23 protein-coding genes are annotated in these 15129 nt (G+C 50.5%); 6 read left to right on the forward strand and 17 right to left on the reverse strand.

Annotated elements, in window-relative coordinates; genetic code table 11:
- Positions 1-65 precede the first annotated feature (65 nt).
- On the forward strand, positions 66-761 hold the full coding sequence (locus IPP75_03950) for a hypothetical protein (protein QQS69049.1): 696 nt from the start codon (positions 66-68) through the stop codon (positions 759-761).
- Here IPP75_03950 and IPP75_03955 read toward each other — a convergent pair.
- The 7 genes from IPP75_03955 to IPP75_03985 form a co-directional block, all read right to left on the reverse strand.
- Complete coding sequence (locus tag IPP75_03955; GenBank protein ID QQS69050.1) at positions 758-1111, reverse strand: MmcQ/YjbR family DNA-binding protein; 354 nt, start codon at positions 1109-1111, stop codon at positions 758-760. The genes IPP75_03950 and IPP75_03955 overlap by 4 nt on opposite strands.
- Positions 1112-1135: 24 nt before the next feature.
- Positions 1136-1780: an HAD family hydrolase gene (locus tag IPP75_03960; GenBank protein QQS69051.1), complete on the reverse strand. Its 645-nt coding sequence runs from the start codon at positions 1778-1780 to the stop codon at positions 1136-1138.
- Positions 1767-2441, reverse strand: a complete 675-nt coding sequence (locus IPP75_03965; GenBank protein QQS69052.1) for an HAD family hydrolase — start codon at positions 2439-2441, stop codon at positions 1767-1769. Before IPP75_03965 ends, IPP75_03960 begins: the two co-directional genes overlap by 14 nt.
- Complete coding sequence (gene orn, locus IPP75_03970; GenBank protein QQS69053.1) at positions 2431-3009, reverse strand: oligoribonuclease; 579 nt, start codon at positions 3007-3009, stop codon at positions 2431-2433. The genes IPP75_03965 and orn overlap by 11 nt, the downstream gene beginning before the upstream one ends.
- A gap of 259 nt (positions 3010-3268) precedes the next feature.
- Positions 3269-3673, reverse strand: coding sequence for a YggT family protein (locus IPP75_03975; GenBank protein QQS69054.1), 405 nt, complete (start codon positions 3671-3673; stop codon positions 3269-3271).
- A 69-nt stretch (positions 3674-3742) separates the two neighbouring features.
- Complete coding sequence (locus tag IPP75_03980) at positions 3743-4012, reverse strand: hypothetical protein (GenBank protein ID QQS69055.1); 270 nt, start codon at positions 4010-4012, stop codon at positions 3743-3745.
- A gap of 21 nt (positions 4013-4033) precedes the next feature.
- A complete protein-coding gene (locus tag IPP75_03985; GenBank protein ID QQS69056.1) occupies positions 4034-4288 on the reverse strand; it encodes a GlsB/YeaQ/YmgE family stress response membrane protein in 255 nt (84 codons plus the stop codon).
- A 484-nt stretch (positions 4289-4772) separates the two neighbouring features.
- Here IPP75_03985 and IPP75_03990 point away from each other — a divergent pair, with 484 nt between their 5' ends.
- From IPP75_03990 to IPP75_04000, 3 genes are read left to right on the forward strand one after another with little or no spacing between them, the layout of a single operon-like run.
- Positions 4773-6575: a CHASE domain-containing protein gene (locus IPP75_03990; protein QQS69057.1), complete on the forward strand. Its 1803-nt coding sequence runs from the start codon at positions 4773-4775 to the stop codon at positions 6573-6575.
- A gap of 31 nt (positions 6576-6606) precedes the next feature.
- The gene (locus IPP75_03995; protein QQS69058.1) at positions 6607-6972 is read left to right on the forward strand and encodes a response regulator; all 366 of its coding nucleotides are present in this window, start codon (positions 6607-6609) and stop codon (positions 6970-6972) included.
- A 27-nt stretch (positions 6973-6999) separates the two neighbouring features.
- Positions 7000-7620: a Crp/Fnr family transcriptional regulator gene (locus IPP75_04000; GenBank protein ID QQS69059.1), complete on the forward strand. Its 621-nt coding sequence runs from the start codon at positions 7000-7002 to the stop codon at positions 7618-7620.
- A 72-nt stretch (positions 7621-7692) separates the two neighbouring features.
- Here IPP75_04000 and IPP75_04005 read toward each other — a convergent pair whose 3' ends face one another.
- The 3 genes from IPP75_04005 to IPP75_04015 form a co-directional block, all read right to left on the reverse strand.
- Positions 7693-8319 (reverse strand): NAD(P)H-binding protein, encoded by a 627-nt coding sequence (locus tag IPP75_04005; protein QQS69060.1) that lies wholly within the window; start codon positions 8317-8319, stop codon positions 7693-7695.
- Positions 8320-8430: 111 nt separating this feature from the next.
- A complete protein-coding gene (locus tag IPP75_04010; protein ID QQS69061.1) occupies positions 8431-8616 on the reverse strand; it encodes a hypothetical protein in 186 nt (61 codons plus the stop codon).
- An 8-nt stretch (positions 8617-8624) separates the two neighbouring features.
- On the reverse strand, positions 8625-9197 hold the full coding sequence (locus IPP75_04015) for an NAD(P)H-dependent oxidoreductase (protein ID QQS69062.1): 573 nt from the start codon (positions 9195-9197) through the stop codon (positions 8625-8627).
- A 149-nt stretch (positions 9198-9346) separates the two neighbouring features.
- Here IPP75_04015 and IPP75_04020 point away from each other — a divergent pair, with 149 nt between their 5' ends.
- Positions 9347-9676 (forward strand): helix-turn-helix transcriptional regulator, encoded by a 330-nt coding sequence (locus IPP75_04020; protein ID QQS69063.1) that lies wholly within the window; start codon positions 9347-9349, stop codon positions 9674-9676.
- 232 nt (positions 9677-9908) lie between these two features.
- On the opposite strand, the gene IPP75_04025 is transcribed toward IPP75_04020, so the two are convergent.
- The 7 genes from IPP75_04025 to argS form a co-directional block, all read right to left on the reverse strand.
- A complete protein-coding gene (locus tag IPP75_04025) occupies positions 9909-10292 on the reverse strand; it encodes a PIN domain-containing protein (protein ID QQS69064.1) in 384 nt (127 codons plus the stop codon).
- A complete protein-coding gene (locus IPP75_04030; protein QQS69065.1) occupies positions 10292-10555 on the reverse strand; it encodes a hypothetical protein in 264 nt (87 codons plus the stop codon). Before IPP75_04030 ends, IPP75_04025 begins: the two co-directional genes overlap by 1 nt.
- Positions 10556-10620: 65 nt before the next feature.
- Entirely contained in the window at positions 10621-10977 is a 357-nt protein-coding gene (locus tag IPP75_04035; protein QQS69066.1) for a hypothetical protein, read from the reverse strand.
- 30 nt (positions 10978-11007) lie between these two features.
- On the reverse strand, positions 11008-11409 hold the full coding sequence (msrB, locus tag IPP75_04040) for a peptide-methionine (R)-S-oxide reductase MsrB (GenBank protein ID QQS69067.1): 402 nt from the start codon (positions 11407-11409) through the stop codon (positions 11008-11010).
- Positions 11410-11411: 2 nt separating this feature from the next.
- Positions 11412-11801, reverse strand: coding sequence for an MscL family protein (locus IPP75_04045; protein QQS69068.1), 390 nt, complete (start codon positions 11799-11801; stop codon positions 11412-11414).
- Positions 11798-12274 carry an NADAR family protein gene (locus IPP75_04050; protein ID QQS69069.1) on the reverse strand — a complete coding sequence of 159 codons (477 nt, stop codon included), beginning with the start codon at positions 12272-12274 and terminating at the stop codon, positions 11798-11800. The genes IPP75_04045 and IPP75_04050 overlap by 4 nt, the downstream gene beginning before the upstream one ends.
- Positions 12275-13963: an arginine--tRNA ligase gene (argS, locus tag IPP75_04055; protein ID QQS69070.1), complete on the reverse strand. Its 1689-nt coding sequence runs from the start codon at positions 13961-13963 to the stop codon at positions 12275-12277.
- 83 nt (positions 13964-14046) lie between these two features.
- Between argS and IPP75_04060 the strand changes: the two genes are divergently transcribed.
- Positions 14047-15126 carry a mannose-1-phosphate guanylyltransferase gene (locus IPP75_04060; protein ID QQS69071.1) on the forward strand — a complete coding sequence of 360 codons (1080 nt, stop codon included), beginning with the start codon at positions 14047-14049 and terminating at the stop codon, positions 15124-15126.
- Positions 15127-15129 lie beyond the last annotated feature (3 nt).

The following is a 15129-nucleotide window of genomic DNA, read 5'->3' on the forward strand; positions in this document are numbered from 1 at the left end:
CTAACTAGCAAGCAAAAGCATGTACCGCTTGACTCTTGTCTCTGAACTCCCGTACCATAAGCATAATGAATCCGAACGAACCGAATTATGGCCAGCTACCCGCGACTCCGCAGCAGGCACCCGTGCCAAGTCCGCAACCAGACGTACAACAGGCTTCTTCTGCGACCCCAGTGAGCACAAACCCATACGACTTTATTTTGAACCCAAATGCTAACCAGAAGAAACCAACTGCAGCAAGTGCAAGCGGGCCCATGAGACTACTGCTGGGAATAGGCCTCATTGGGGGCATTCTGCTGATTGTCGGCCTCGTTCTGACGCAGTTTTTGCCGAAAGGTACCTCTGGTGAATCCCTGCTGGGTTTAATCCAGCAGCAGCAAGAAATCATCCGCGTTTCCACGCAGGCCCAACAAGCTGCCCAAAGCGAAACCACCAAAGGGTTCGCCTACACCGTAAACCTCAGCGTCAGCACGAGTCAGCAACAATTACAGGGATACGCCACAAAAGCTGGAACAAAGATTGACCCAAAGCAGCTCAGTCTTAAACAAGACGCTACTACCGATAAGCTCCTTGAAAATGCAAAAGCAACGAGCACCTATGACAGCGCTGTTAAGAAAGTACTCTCTACTCTGCTGCAAGATTATCTAGACCAGTTGAAGGAAACGTACAAACAAACGAGTAGTGCAAACCTCAAAAAAATACTCGACGCGAATTTTAGTGCTGGGAAGACCCTGATTATCCAAGCAGACAATGTCTCTGCCTAATCACTGCCAGACTTGGCCGATACCAATTGGTGGCTGTGCCGAATAAGGTCTTTGACGTCGTCTTGGCCCAATTGACCGCTCAAGATGAGCGTGTTCCAGTGTTTTTTGTTCAGGTGATAGCCTGGTAAAACTGTTTCGTATTTTTCACGCAGGACAACGGCCAGCTGCGGGTCGCATTTGAGACTGAGGTTTAGCGGGTCTTTTCCTTCGGCCACAAGCGCAAACATTTTCCCTTCCGTTGGCTTCTGCGGGTTACCAACTTTGTAGACAGCCACGCCTTCGCCAAATGGATAATCCAGAAAACTGTTTGGCATGCTTAAGATGTACTCTTCAACTTCATTATGATTCATATCAGAGGTCATTGTAGCGTATTTTCACTTCATTTGCTGTATTTTTCCAGGGAACGGCGCGAGCGAATCGATAATTTCATCTGCCCCGGCCATCTCAAGCTCTTTGCGGCTCGCAAACCTGTGCGTGATGCCTATGCACCTGATACCCGCTGCATGCGCCGCCTGAACATCGGTAATCATATCGCCAATGGCAACTGTTTCTTCAGGCGCACAATCTAGCTGGCGGAGCGCTTCAAGCATCATGTCCGGCGCTGGTTTCGGTCGAAAACCGTCGCGCATCGCCACAACTACTTCAAAATATTGGTCTATGTTCCGATAGCTGAGGTACTCAATTGTGCGTTCATACTCCGCTGAGGTCACAACCGCCAGTCTTAAGCCAGCCATTTTTAGTTCTGCTAGGCTTTTTTCGGCGTGTTCGAAAAACGGCGCCTCCATCCAGGCAGTACTGAGTTTTGTACGGTACGTTTCGAGCCATGGCTCATACGCAACGTGCGCCGAAAGCGCTTTGTACACCTCAGAATGATGGTGGATGTGTGGCTGCAGCTCCTGCAGACTCGGGCGCCGCCCATTATGCACCTCCACCGCGTGCATATACGCATCTATAATGATGTCTTTCGTATCCCGCAGCGTCCCATCCAGGTCAAAAAGTACGGCTTTAATCTTCGCCATTATTCAGCCTCTCCACAACGCCCGGCAGTTCTGCGAGCGAATCTATGACGTAATCTGCCCCTGCCTCTTCGAGCTCGCGCCGCAAACCAAAGCCATGCGTCAACCCAACGCTCCCTGCCATACCAGCATGTTCAGCAGTCACCACGTCTATGGCCGTATCACCGACCATGACCATAGCACTCGCTTCTATGCCAAGTCGCTTCCCAAGTATATAGATACCGGCTGAATCTGGCTTTGGCGCGCCGCTTTCATCTACCGTCACAACCGCATCAAATGTATCAGCGAGGCCAGTGTGTGCAAATATGAGGTCAACTGAGCGGCGGCTTCGGTTGGTCAAGACAGCCGCCTTGCGCTGCTGCTCATGAAGCGCATCTACTACTTGCCGGAGCGATTCATAGACCGTTATAAGCTCATACATCTCTGGTGATTGCTGGGTTTCGTGATGGAGCTCGGCCGCGCTATACGCAACCGCTTCTGGCAGAAATTCGCGGTAACATTCCTCGAGCGTTTTGCCGATGACCGCGCGTATATCTTCACGCGTTTTTTGCACACCAAACTTCGGCAGCACTAGCTCAAACGCTTGCACAATATGCTCAAACGTATCTATAACCGTCCCATCCAGATCAAAAATAACAGCTTTTATGCCGGGTTCATGAGTCATGGCTTTGCTTTGCAAACCATTCTAGATAGTGCTGCAGCTCGGCTATGCTGGCCTGGATGTCATCGAAAGCACGGTGCACTTCCTTTTTTTCAAAATTCACCCCGTACGCGCCCTGCATAAACACCTTCCAGGCGCTCACATCCAGCATACGGTAGTGCAGCTTCAGGTCAAGCTTCGGCCAGTAGCGCGCAACGAATTTGCGGTCGTTATATATACTGTTCCCCGCCAACACCGCTGGTTCGCTCCCAAAATGCTGCTCGACGAGTGCGAGTAGTTCTTGCTCCACGACAAAACTTGGCTTCGCCGTAGCAGAATCCGATGTTTTGCGCACAAATTCATCACGGTTTTCTGGATACCCCTGCCACCACGCGTTTTTTTGCATTCGCTCAACGACAATACCGGCCGGCTGCGCCACAATTGCTTCATAGCTCGCCAGCGTGTTCAGCTCAAAGCCTGTCACCTCCGCTGCTACTTCCAAAATAACGTCTTGCGTTGCATCCAACCCCGTCATTTCCAGGTCAACCCACAGCAACCGCGTTGGCAGAACTGATTTATCTATCTCACGCATTGCTTAGTAGTATACCCAAACGCCGTGGCTTTCCGAAATTTTCAGCCATAGATTTCCAGGATCAAAACCATGCATACCCGACGAATTATATCTGGATATGGTGAGGAGGGTAGGCACGGTTTTGGCAGGAAAGAATGGGTGAAAAATCGGAAAGCTGTGGCGTTTCGGGTATATACAGAAAGTTCAATCACGCGTCATAAGAGCATATAGAAAAACCGCCCATAATGGACGGTTTTATTGATTGCGCGGCGACAACTGCTTAGGCAACATCCTTACGTATGCGCACCGTACGTATCAGCACCCAGGTGATGAGGCCGTAGACGACGAGTGCAACCAACGTTTCTATTTCAAAACGGCCGGTCCCATTACCCACGGTGGTATCGACGCTAAAGAGCGAACGGAACGGGGAAACGAACGGGTTCGTCACTGTGTAGACGAAGTTTGCAAACGCATTGGCGCTGTTGGCGCCGAGCAGTGAAAGTAAAAACCGTATGACGTGCAAGCCAGCAACAATGCCGTAAACCAGCCAAATAACATTTGCTGCCACGCCCGACGGGCTGGCGGTGTGTTCTTCGCGGCGAACAACACGCTGAGACTGCACGACATTACCGTCGTCATCGAGTCCGTTTTCTCTTGTAACATTAACTTGTGATTCTTGAACCATAGTTTTTCCTTTAGTTATAGTAGTAATGAATGCCTGGCCATTCAGCGAATGGCCAGGTCTCGCAAGTGTTTACGACCGAATCTGCTGATACGCCGGAGCATATTCGGGCAGTCGGTACGTTTTAGGGCGACGCATCGGGACATATACCCGCAGTGCGCTCAGCAGCATTGCCGCTGCAATTACGCCGCCGATAAGGGGATACCAGTTGTACGTGGTATCCCAAAATCGGTTGGTCGCCTGCTGGTGGAAGAACAAATCGTCAAAGAAAGCGACGCCTTCTATGCCGACTGCCCACAAAATAAGTGTGAATGTGCCTGATAGAAATTGCTTAACTTTCATAGTTCGATTTCTTTCGGCCGATTAGGCCCGGCGCGTTACCATTTTGTATACCCAGAGCAGAACAACTGAGCCCAAGACAGCAACAAGCAGACTATACAGGTTGAACCCGGTAACGCCACTTTTGCCTATAAGCTGCATCAGAAAGCCGCCCGCAAATGCGCCGACAATTCCGACAACCACATTGGCAACCGCGCCCTGGCGAGCTTCTGTTCCAGCAATAAGTGAGGCAATCCAACCGGCCAATGCGCCGAAAATAATCCAAACAATAATATTCATAGTAATTCTCCTTGTCCGAAGACAGTAGTTAGTAGTTAGTAGTTAGTAGTACTTGAGTAACCCTCTTTTCGAGAGCGGCAGAAACGTAGTTGGGCAGTCAGGTGACCATGTCGGTCGTTGTATTTGCTGCTGCCGTTTCGGTTATTTACCGCTCGTCGAACAGTTCGGGGAATTCTCGTGATTTTCTGGTCAAAAATTTATTTATACGCAGTTCGAGTTCTGGTTGTTTCATAGGTAATCCTTTCATTTATTCTCGTTTAACGAGAGTTGCTGTTCATGTAGTCATGAATGTGTACGGTAGTGAAGTCGTCCAAACCCGGTTCGCCTGAGTTTTTCGTGGAAGCTTATTTGTGAATGTGCTGCGGAGGAATGACCTCATAGTAGGCCGGGGACGCATTTCAAACTATGAGCCGGCCGACCAAAAAAATGTTACCCAGCTCACACTGCCTACAAGAACAATCTGTTAGAGTAGAGTCAGAAGCATATGAAAAATCGATTTTTACATCCAGTAACTAAAGGTTCTCCCCGTGACGTTACAACGGCTGCGGCCATTGTTTCTATACTGCTTGCAGCTGTCGGTATTCTCTCGACTTACCTCTATATACACAGTACTCAGTCAGAGCAAGCCACCAAATACCAGCAGATAAAACAGCAGCAATACCGCGCATCTGCCAATTACATAAACGGCAAGCTCGCAAACTACAGCCAAATTCTGCTCTCTGGCGCAACGGCCGTGAATGTTAAAGGTAGCGAGGCCATTAGCCGCGATGATTGGGCTACATTTTTCAAAACCAGCCGAGTAGCCACTGCTTTTCCGGAAATTCTTGGCGTCGGGTACGCCACATATATCCCATCCGGCGCCCTCGACAGTCATGTTGAAGCCGTACGTTCTGAGGGCTTTCCAGACTACCGCATAACGCCAGTGGGTGAACGCTCGGAATACACCGCCATTACGTACATAGAACCATTTGATGATGTCAACCGGAAGGCCTTTGGCTACGACATGTTTACCGAACCAACAAGGCGCCAAGCCATGACAGCTGCGCGCGACAAAGCTTCGTTCGGGCTGACCGGTCCAGTCGTGCTCAAGCAAGACGATGGTAGCACCACCAAAGAAAAACCAAAAAGCGTACTACTTTATTATCCTGTCTACCGCGCTGCACTCGTCCCTGAATCAATAGAAGACCGGCGGCAAAACCTCGTTGGCTATGTTTATCTCGCGTTTCGCATCCAAGATATGATGGCCGAAAAAAATACTGAGCTCAGCAAGCTCGGAATTTCCTACGAGCTCACCGATGCTACGGGCACTATTCCCGCTCCGCTCTCGAACTACCAGGTCCCCGGTGGTAAGAATTCTAAAGGCGACGATTTGAGCGGGAAACTCAAATCAAGTAACCGCATGTGGCAACTGACGCTGCACATTCCAAAGACATTACTGGGTAGTAGTGCGGGCACGGTGACTATGTTTGTTGGGGGTGTCAGTGCCAGCATATTGCTGGGCGGCCTTGTTTTTACATTGCTGAAGCTTCGTATTGGCCAGGTGAAATCACAACACGACCTAGAGCTACAACGCACCCGGGATGAGCTGCTCGCCCTCGCCTCGCACCAATTACGCACCCCTGCCAGCAGTGTCCGCCAGTACGTCGGCATGCTCGAGCAAGGTTACTTTGGTGAGCTCAACAAGGAGCAAGCTGCTATAGCACACAAAGCCTACCAGTCGAACGACCGCCAGCTCGAAATCATCGACCAGCTTCTGTACGTCGCCAAGGCTGACGCAAACCAGCTTATTGTGCAGCCTAGTAGTTTTAACCTTGCTGGTGTCACGCGTGACATCATAGACAGTATGGCTCAAACCTATCAGGCGAAATCCATCACTGTTAAAAAGACTATCCCAAAAGAATTACCAGTCCTAGCAGACGAACGATTTGTGCGCATGATTATCGAAAACCTCCTGAGTAACGCGGTGAAATATTCATTTGAAAAAGGTTCCATACACGTAAAACTGACCGAGCAGGACAACCTAGCACAGCTTGTCGTGAGTGACAGCGGCGTGGGGATTGCCGAGTCTGATTACGAAAAACTGTTCAAAAAATTCAGCCGTATCCCCAACGAACTTTCAACCAAAGAAGGTGGTAGCGGCCTGGGCCTGTACCTCGCACGCCGATTTGCCCTTGCCCACGGCGGAGACATTACCGTGCAGTCCAATGGTCAACATGGTGCAAGCTTTACACTAACGCTGCCTATCTACACCAAAACTGAGCATAATGTTATCCAGCTCACAGAATAACCTACGCCGTGCGGACTATACTGGCAGGATAATGAGTGCCAAAAAAGTATTGCTCGTCGAAGATGACGCCGCCCTAAGCGACGCTTTTTCCATAATGCTCACCAAAAACGGCTACGATGTACAGACAGCCTTTAATGGTCGTGAGGCCCTGGATGTCGTGAAAGATTTTACCCCAGACATCATTCTCCTCGACCTCCTCATGCCCATTATGGGTGGGCGCGAGTTCCTGCAGCAGTTCGAGAACAATTCAGCTATACCTATCATTGTTTTCAGCAACCTCGATTCCAAAAAAGAAATCGAGGAGGTCATGGAGCTTGGTGCCACCCGCTACATGCTCAAGGCCTGGGCAACGCCGCCCGAACTCGTCCGGATTATTCAGAATACGCTTGACTCCTAAGCACCTGAACCCCACAATATCCCTACCATGCGCGAGAAGACTATTCGTAAAGAGCAGATTGTTGTGTATCAGGGTGAGGCCGTGTACGGCGTACATGTTATTACCAGCGGCATAGTCCGCGCCTACACTATTCTCGGCAGCGGCAATGAAGTAAATGTGGCTCTTTACGGCCCTGGCGACTACTTTCCTGTAGAGACCGCCTACGAAACCGCACCAGCAACACTGTTTTACTACGAGGCTCTCACCGATTGTACTTTGCAAACGCACCGCGGCGATGCTTTCCGTGAACTCCAGGCCAGTCAACCAGACTCTCACGACGCAGAAAGCAAACGCTACGTCGGTGCTCTACTACACGTCAACGCTCTTGGCCAGGCTACCGCCTATGACAAACTTGGCCACGCCCTTCGCTACCTGACGTTGCGCTTCGGGCTACCGCTCGCTGGCAAAGGTTTCTACCGTATAGATATGAAGCTGACCCAGCAAGATCTTGCCAACCTATGCACCATGTCACGCGAAACCGTCAGTATAGAGCTTGCAAAACTCAAAGCCAAAAAAGCCGTACTGGAAAAAAGCAAGCTCTACACCATAAACCTGCCCCTACTTACTCAACTCCTGGGCGATGACAACCTGACCGACGTAACACTGTAAATATACTCAAACATTCCGGCCTTCCCGTTTTACAGTCATTTTTGCGGCAAAACCCGCATGTAGCAAAACATTCTATCCGCGCCAAATAACGGGAGTTTTTTGCAGCCACTCTGTGTCTGATAGTTGGTCAAGCATAGCCTGCGCTACCGCCTGCCGTTGGATGGTCGCTGTTGGCCCCGAAAGCTTTTCGCGCAGCACATACCCCTGCCCGCCCAGCTCATTCATAACCGGCGAACGAAGCACGGTCCAATCTAACCCTGAATTCCGCAACACCGCCATATGTTTTTCCCCGTCCTCCAGTACTTTCGGTGCAAGTTTTTGCAGCATAGTTCTATTTGCCCGCTGGATAGCCGTAGGTTTGTCGTCTGGCGTAAACGCAGCGTTGCCCGTCAGTGAAATAATCCGCCGTACACCGGCCCGTTTCATGGCCGGTACCACCGCTCGCATTGCAGCAGTCAGCACATCGCCGGCCTTGTTCCCCCAGTTGCTCACCGCAGACAAAACCACCTGGGAGCCCGAAATAACTTCGGCGACCTTCACCGCATTGTGCACGTCAAGCTTCACCACCCGAAGGTTTGGCTGCGATTCAAATGGGTCGTTCGAGTGCACACAGGCCACAACTTCATGACCCTCGGCCAGCAGCAGCTCAACTACTTTCGAACCAACTCTCCCAGCCGCCCCAAACACCACTATTTTCATGCATACAGTATAGCAAGAGCTAAAGAGTTAAGAGATATGAGATAAGAGATAAGGGCGCGGCCAAAGGCCGCTATAGCAACCATCGCGCTAGCGATACAGCTAGAGCTGGCACTACGGAGACATCCCGGTCCAGCTGTTGTGACTTGCTACAACAGCTGCAAAAATGCGACGCAGCAGTGTTTTTGCGTTGTAGTCTGTCACAACAGCTGCCGAGAGGTCGGAGATGTGCCTGGCTTTTTTCGCTTCCTTTTTTGCCACCAAAAAAGGAAGTCGTGGGGCGCGGACGAACCCGCGCATTGTGAGATTTACTTCCGGGCTGCAGCCAACGCCTCACCGTACCATTTGAGCTCGGTAAGTACGTTGCCCAGCAGGCCAGTAAACATTTCAGCCATATCGCTCTTATATTCACCCTCGTCAGTGAAGTTTTGCATTTCCATGTACGGCAAACCAATGAAAGTCGGTGTTGTAACTGCCTGCATACCTGGAACGATACCCCGTAATTGCGCAACTGCCTGGGCGCCATTAGCTGAACCATGCGTCGCTATGGCCACCGGTTTTTTGGCAAGCTCGAAGGCCACGTAATCAAACGCGTTCTTGAGTACGCCAGAGATTGAACGGTTGTACTCGGGCGTCACAACTATGTATGCATCTTGAGCACCAAGCGTTTCCAGAAACCTCTTCACATCACCCTCAACAACGCGGCTTGGGTTGTACTGGGGAGAAATTGCTTCGTCGAACATAGGTAGTTTGTAATCAAGCAAGTCAATGGTAGTGATTTCGACGCCAGTCAGCTTTGCCGCCTCATTTGCAACCCATTTTGCATATTTGCCACTCACGCGCCCCTGCCGTACAGAGCCAATGATAATACCTAGTTTCATACTCTTCCCTCCTTATGATATACTTTATATAGTAAGTATACATTTGTAACTATACAAAGTAAAGTATCGTTTTTAAGAACGATACTTTACCCTGAGCGTAGCGTAGTGAAGCCGAAGGGTCTCCTACTGATCGGAAAGGAACATATACCATGAAATCTTCTGCCCCCATTGAACCCCAAATTGGCTGTATCGCCTCGGCTCTCCGCGTCGTCGGCCAGAAATGGACTGCCCTCATTATCCGCGACCTATATTCTGGCCCAAAACGATTTAGTCAGCTTGAAAAGTCAGTATCTGGCGTAAACCCCCGAACCTTGTGTCAGCGACTTGAAGCACTTGAAAAATCGGGTGTAATCACCAAACAAACATTTGCCGAAGTTCCTCCCCGCACTGTCTACACCCTTACAGACAAAGGCCATGACCTTATTCCCGTACTGACCGCCATGGCCACCTGGGGCAACAAACACCACGAAGAGTGCTGAATACTTAGGAGGAATCTTGTCACCTCCTGCGACCCCGCAACTTCACTGAGGCAATCATAGCTTGCCCCGGAAGGTTGCCTTGCGACTCACCACCGGCGATTCTCACCTCCTCGCCTTTTCAGAATAAATCCGAAAGGACTCTCCACCTGCCCTAAAGCTCGCCTATCGGCTCGTTCACCTTCGGCTCATTTCGCTCATATCCGGGTGCGTCAGGGTTGGACCCTAACGCAGGTTATGTGAGCAGTTTTATGGTGAGTTTCGGGAGATGTTTGTAGGCGGCGTATAGGTTACGGTCAAACGTATAAAACACCTCACAGCCCGCACGGAGAGCTACCGACACCTGTAGCGCGTCCTCAAAATCGCTTTTTTGCACATTATGGTATGCCCATTCAAAATCACCAGCCTGGAGCGCCAAAATCTCAAATTCATCCAAAAATACCTGCAACCGGTCTAGCGGGCGCTCGCGGCGGCCAAAATGGAACAGGAGGTGCCCCGTCAGTGCCGAGACAGATGCCTCGCCGGCCGCCGCATGCAATACTTGGTCAGCTGCTCGTTTGCCGCTTCGTACGAGCACCGTCTCGAGCAACACGTTTGCGTCAAAACACACCCGTGACACTACATATACCTACCGTATTTCTCGCCCAGCGACTCTTGGTAAAGGTCTTTGAGCGGTTTAGTAGAGTCAAAGTACGGTGTACGTGGAGAGCTATCGAGAGCATCGAGGCCTGCCATACGATGTTTTTTCGCCACTTTTTTGGGAGAAGATAAAACAGTTGCAATCTTATCACGGTACGTGACCCGAAATACCTCACCCTTTTCCACGCGGCGAAAAATCTCGCCCATGTTTTTTCGTAGTTCAACTGCCGTAATTGTTGTCATAAGTTAAAGTTTAACATGAACTTCAACTTCAAGTCAATCCTTGACGCTGAACTCCCTATGTTGGGTTAGTTCTTTGCCCAGTGGAGGATGGTGTTGGCCAGGGATTTGTCGGCAATGGTTAAGCGGATGGTATCGCAGGTGAAGTTGCGGAGTCGGAGCGTGACGACGTGGTCCGCTTCTATCTGCATTTTCTTCCAACGGTAAGTAGGACGGCGCAAAAACAGGTAAGATTTGCCAAAGGATTTACTGTAGAACCATCCCGCCGCCAGCACGCCAGGGAATCCGGTGCCAAATCGCATACCAATGTCTCGCCCGGCCATAACAGCGTGCTCCTGCCAATCGGCGTGTGTGACCGCCAAACGTGGAACGCGCAACCCACGACTGAGTGACCACAACTGCTCAATCCCTTGAGGTTCAATCACTAGATCTTCAGAATCAAGATAAATGTGCATTTACTTCTCCTTTTTTCCTTGATTAAACGATAACGCACGTGAGTTTATACAGTAGTGATTCCCCGACGGGTGGTCATCAACACCAGTAAAAAGATGGCCAAGGTGGCCGCCGCAGTTGGCACACGTCACCTCCGTACGCATCATGCCAAGCGAATTGTCGGGTGTGAGTACAAGCGCATCGTTATTCGCCGCCTCGGCAAAGCTTGGCCAGCCAACAAGTCCTGGCGTGGTTGATTTGTACTTAGCGTCACTCATAAATAATTTTGCCCCGCAGTTTGCGCACGCGTACATGCCGTCGCGCGATTCCTCTAGTAACTCACCACTGCCAGGCACTTCAGTAGCCCTCTCGAAAAGCACCCTTTTCTGTTCGTCAGACAGACTTGGATTCACTTGGGATGGCATATTTACTTCTTCGCTTTCACTTCTTTCGGCAAATCAAGCTTATCAAGCTTAAACAGTTTTATCAGAATATATATAGCCAAAAGGACGAACATAAAATTTATAAACACATAGACAAACTTTCCCCATGCAAATGGTTCACCGCCCACATAAGACACGCGTTCCTGAAGTTTTGAACCAACAATAATCGTCAGCCACGGGTTTATGAAACTGTCCACCAGCTGTTTTATAAGCCCCTGGGCCTGCTGACCGACTATAAAGCCGACCGCCAGCCCCACCACAGCTTTTTCGCGCATAAAATGCACAAACCCGCCAACCTGCCGCTTCACAACCTCATCGGGTTCGTCCAGTATGGTCGCTATTGAGTCTTTGGTACGCCTAGTCTTTTCTTTCATGGTAACTCCTCTCTTGTCTTCATCCATAGTACACCCATCATGTTTTGGCCGTCACCGCGAGGGCCGCAACCCCAAAAGGTATCGACCGGTGAATTTTCCACAATGTTCCGGCTGCCTGTCTTACGTAAACAATCCCGAACATCTTCATGTTGAGCCGCTTTGGCGCGCAGCAGTTCTTCCATGACACCCACTCGGCGTTCATGCCAATCCACCGGCATCTTGCCATCGCCAATTGTTTTCTTAAGCTGAATGACCGCCCAGGGGCTTGGTGCCCGGAGTATCGCGCTGGCAATATCTGGCTCACTCTGCGCAAACTTCCGCCACTGAAATCCATGTTCCACAGTCGGAAACACCTGCCCCCACAGCTCCACCGCGTGCGCCGACCAATTACTAAGCGGGTCGAGGGCATGGGTAAAAAAGTACGCGGCGTCTACTGTCTGGTACGTCAGCTGCTGCTCAGGCTCTGGGTACATTTACATCCTCTCTGGGGCATGGATGCCGAGGAGTTCTAGACCTGTTTTCAGCGTATCGGCATAGGTTTCGACCAAACCAAGCCGCAGAGCCTCTCGGTCGTCGCCAATGACACGGTTTTTTTCGTAAAAACGGTTAAACTCTTGTGCCAGTTCGTACAGATAGGTACAAATGTGGTGTGGCATGAGTTCGGTGGTAGCTTTTTTAATGACTTCAGGGTATTCAGTGAGTTTGCGCACCAGCAATCGCTCTCCAAGCTGCAGCTCCTTTGGAATTTCGGATTTGGAATTTGTTTGGTCATTGGTGCTTGGTGTTTGGTGTTTGCCCAGGATACTCCTGGCCCGGGCATGGGCATACTGCAAATACGGGCCGCTATTGCCTTCAAGCGCGACCGATTCTTTGGGGTCGAAGATGATATCTCCGCCGATGCGGTTCTTTAGGAACGAGTACTTTATGGCAGCGAGTACAGTTGATACGTTTTCCTGGCCGGTCGCTTCACGGTTTGCCGCGGCCGCTTCGTCTATGACATCGACCGCTCGCAGGAAGTTACCCTTGCGGCTGCTCATTTTCACCCCGCCCGCTAGCTTCACGTTGCCATGCGTAATGTGCCGAGTTCGCTGTGCAAGATTGGGTTCAAATTGCTCTATGGCTTTCAATACCACCTTCATGTACTCAACAATGTCGTTGCCCGTGATGATAACCGAGCTATCAAAATGGTAGTCTTCCCACTTTTTCATGCTGAGGCCAACGTCTTTCGCTTCGTATGTCGGCAACCCCTCACTGTTCACGAATACCCGCGTGTGCAGGCCAAACTTCTCACCGTCGAATATGACCGCTCCGTCCGATTCTGCAAAAACACCCTTTACAAGCTGTTCCTTCACCACCGCCAGCCCAACGCCAGCTGTTTGGCTTTCTGGGTAGTACCGTTCAAACCCACTGCCAATTTGCTGGTAAAATGCATCGAAATAGTCGTAGCTCCACTGTCGGCACGTCCAATACACTTGTGCAAATGGCGAGTCGTGGTCACTGTCGCTGTGCAGCTGGTAGACACGCTTGTTCAAGGCAATGATTTCACCCCGGGCGCTCTCATCATCTTCGTAGGCGTTCGTCCCGGCCACATAGCAACGTGCCATCCACTCCGAACGCTCTGCCTCTGGAATATCGGCCAGTTTTTCCGGATGCTCCCCGCCAAGCTCACGCACAATCGCCCACATGGTCTTGCCGACATGCAGTCCCACATCACCGCCAAAGTTCACTCGATGCACTTGCGCCCCGCTTGTCTGCAAAATGTTCGAGATGGCATCGCCCACTACACTGGTATAAAAGTGCCCCGCGTGCAGCACCTTGAACGGGTTCGGGTCTGAATATTCAGTAACTATCGTTTGCCCCTGTAGTGGTCGCGCCTGGGGCTGATGTAGGCTTTCTGCTAACACTTGGTCGGTTAGGCGTAGATTCAAAAACCCGGGGCCAGCCACTTCTACGACTGCAAGTCGTTCATCGCCCCGAAGCTTTTCGGCCAATGCTTCACCAATCTCGCGGGGGTTTTTGCCGACCTGCTTACTCAGCTGCAAAGCAACGTTCGTCGCGTAGTCGCCATGGTGCGCTTCTGGCCGCGTTAACTCCACAGTCACATCAACCGCAAAAAATTCCTTTACTACGGCCGATACAGTCTGCTCCAACTCGTGTTTCATACGCTGTAGTATAAGGGGTATTGCCCGGTTGCTCAACCTACTGTTCTTCTGTATAGTCGAGAGCAGCACCAAACGGAGAATATATGAACAAAGACCATAACTATGCTGTTATCGTGGCGGGTGGGTCAGGAACCAGATTGTGGCCAATTAGCCGCAAGGAACTGCCAAAGCAAATGCAAAGCCTCGTCAGTGAACATTCACTTCTAGAGGATACCTACGAACGACTTCGAGGTGTCTATGAGGCCGACCATATTTTAGTCTCCACTACCTCTAACTATGTCGAGAAAATAAAATCTCTTCTTCCTGAAATACCAGCAAACAATTTCGTAGTAGAGCCAGTAGCAAAAGGGCCTGCGCTTGCATTTGCGCTTTTTGCCGAGGTGCTGCACAGACGCGACCCTGAAGCAATTATTTTTTCTATGGCCTCTGACCACGCCATAGCCGAACCAGATGTATTCCAAGACGTTTTGCGCCAAGCTCACGCATATGTAGCCGCCCATCCCGAACAAATTGCTTTAATGGGCGTGAAGCCAACCAGGCCAGATATAGGACTAGGGTACATCAAAATTGACTCAGAAGTACAATCTGACCCGAAGGTTTACTCTGTTGAAAAGTTTGTCGAAAAACCAAGCTACCCAGTTGCAAAGCGGTATGCACAAAGCAAAGAATTTTTCTGGAATGTCGCCTACTACTGCTTTGCGGCAAGAACGTTGCTAGAAGCCTACAATGAAGCTAGCGCCGAGAGCGTCGCCGGAGTACGCCAATACTTGGACACCTCAAACGCAAACCACTTCGAAGCAGCACCAAAAATGTTACACGAAATTGAAGTCATTGATTCGCGAAAATTTCCGCTTGTACTTATACCCGCAGAATTTACCTGGGATGACATAGGCAACTGGAGCGCTCTGCATGACCTGCTGGCAGATACGAACGGCGACGCAAGTCGCGTTGTCACTCATACACCACACCACATAGACGTTGATAGCCAGGGCTGTATGGTCCGCTCAGAAAACCCGACAAAACTTATTGCGACAGTGGGACTCGAAGACATAATTGTCGTAGATACGGCCGACTCCCTGCTAGTTATGCACAAGGGCCATAGCCAAGACATTAAAACGGTTATAGAAGAAATCAAGCAACGCGGTCTTGATAAATACTTGTAGACA

It is taken from the genome of Candidatus Saccharibacteria bacterium (assembly GCA_016700375.1).
Taxonomy (GTDB): Bacteria; Patescibacteriota; Saccharimonadia; order Saccharimonadales; family UBA4665; genus JAGXIT01.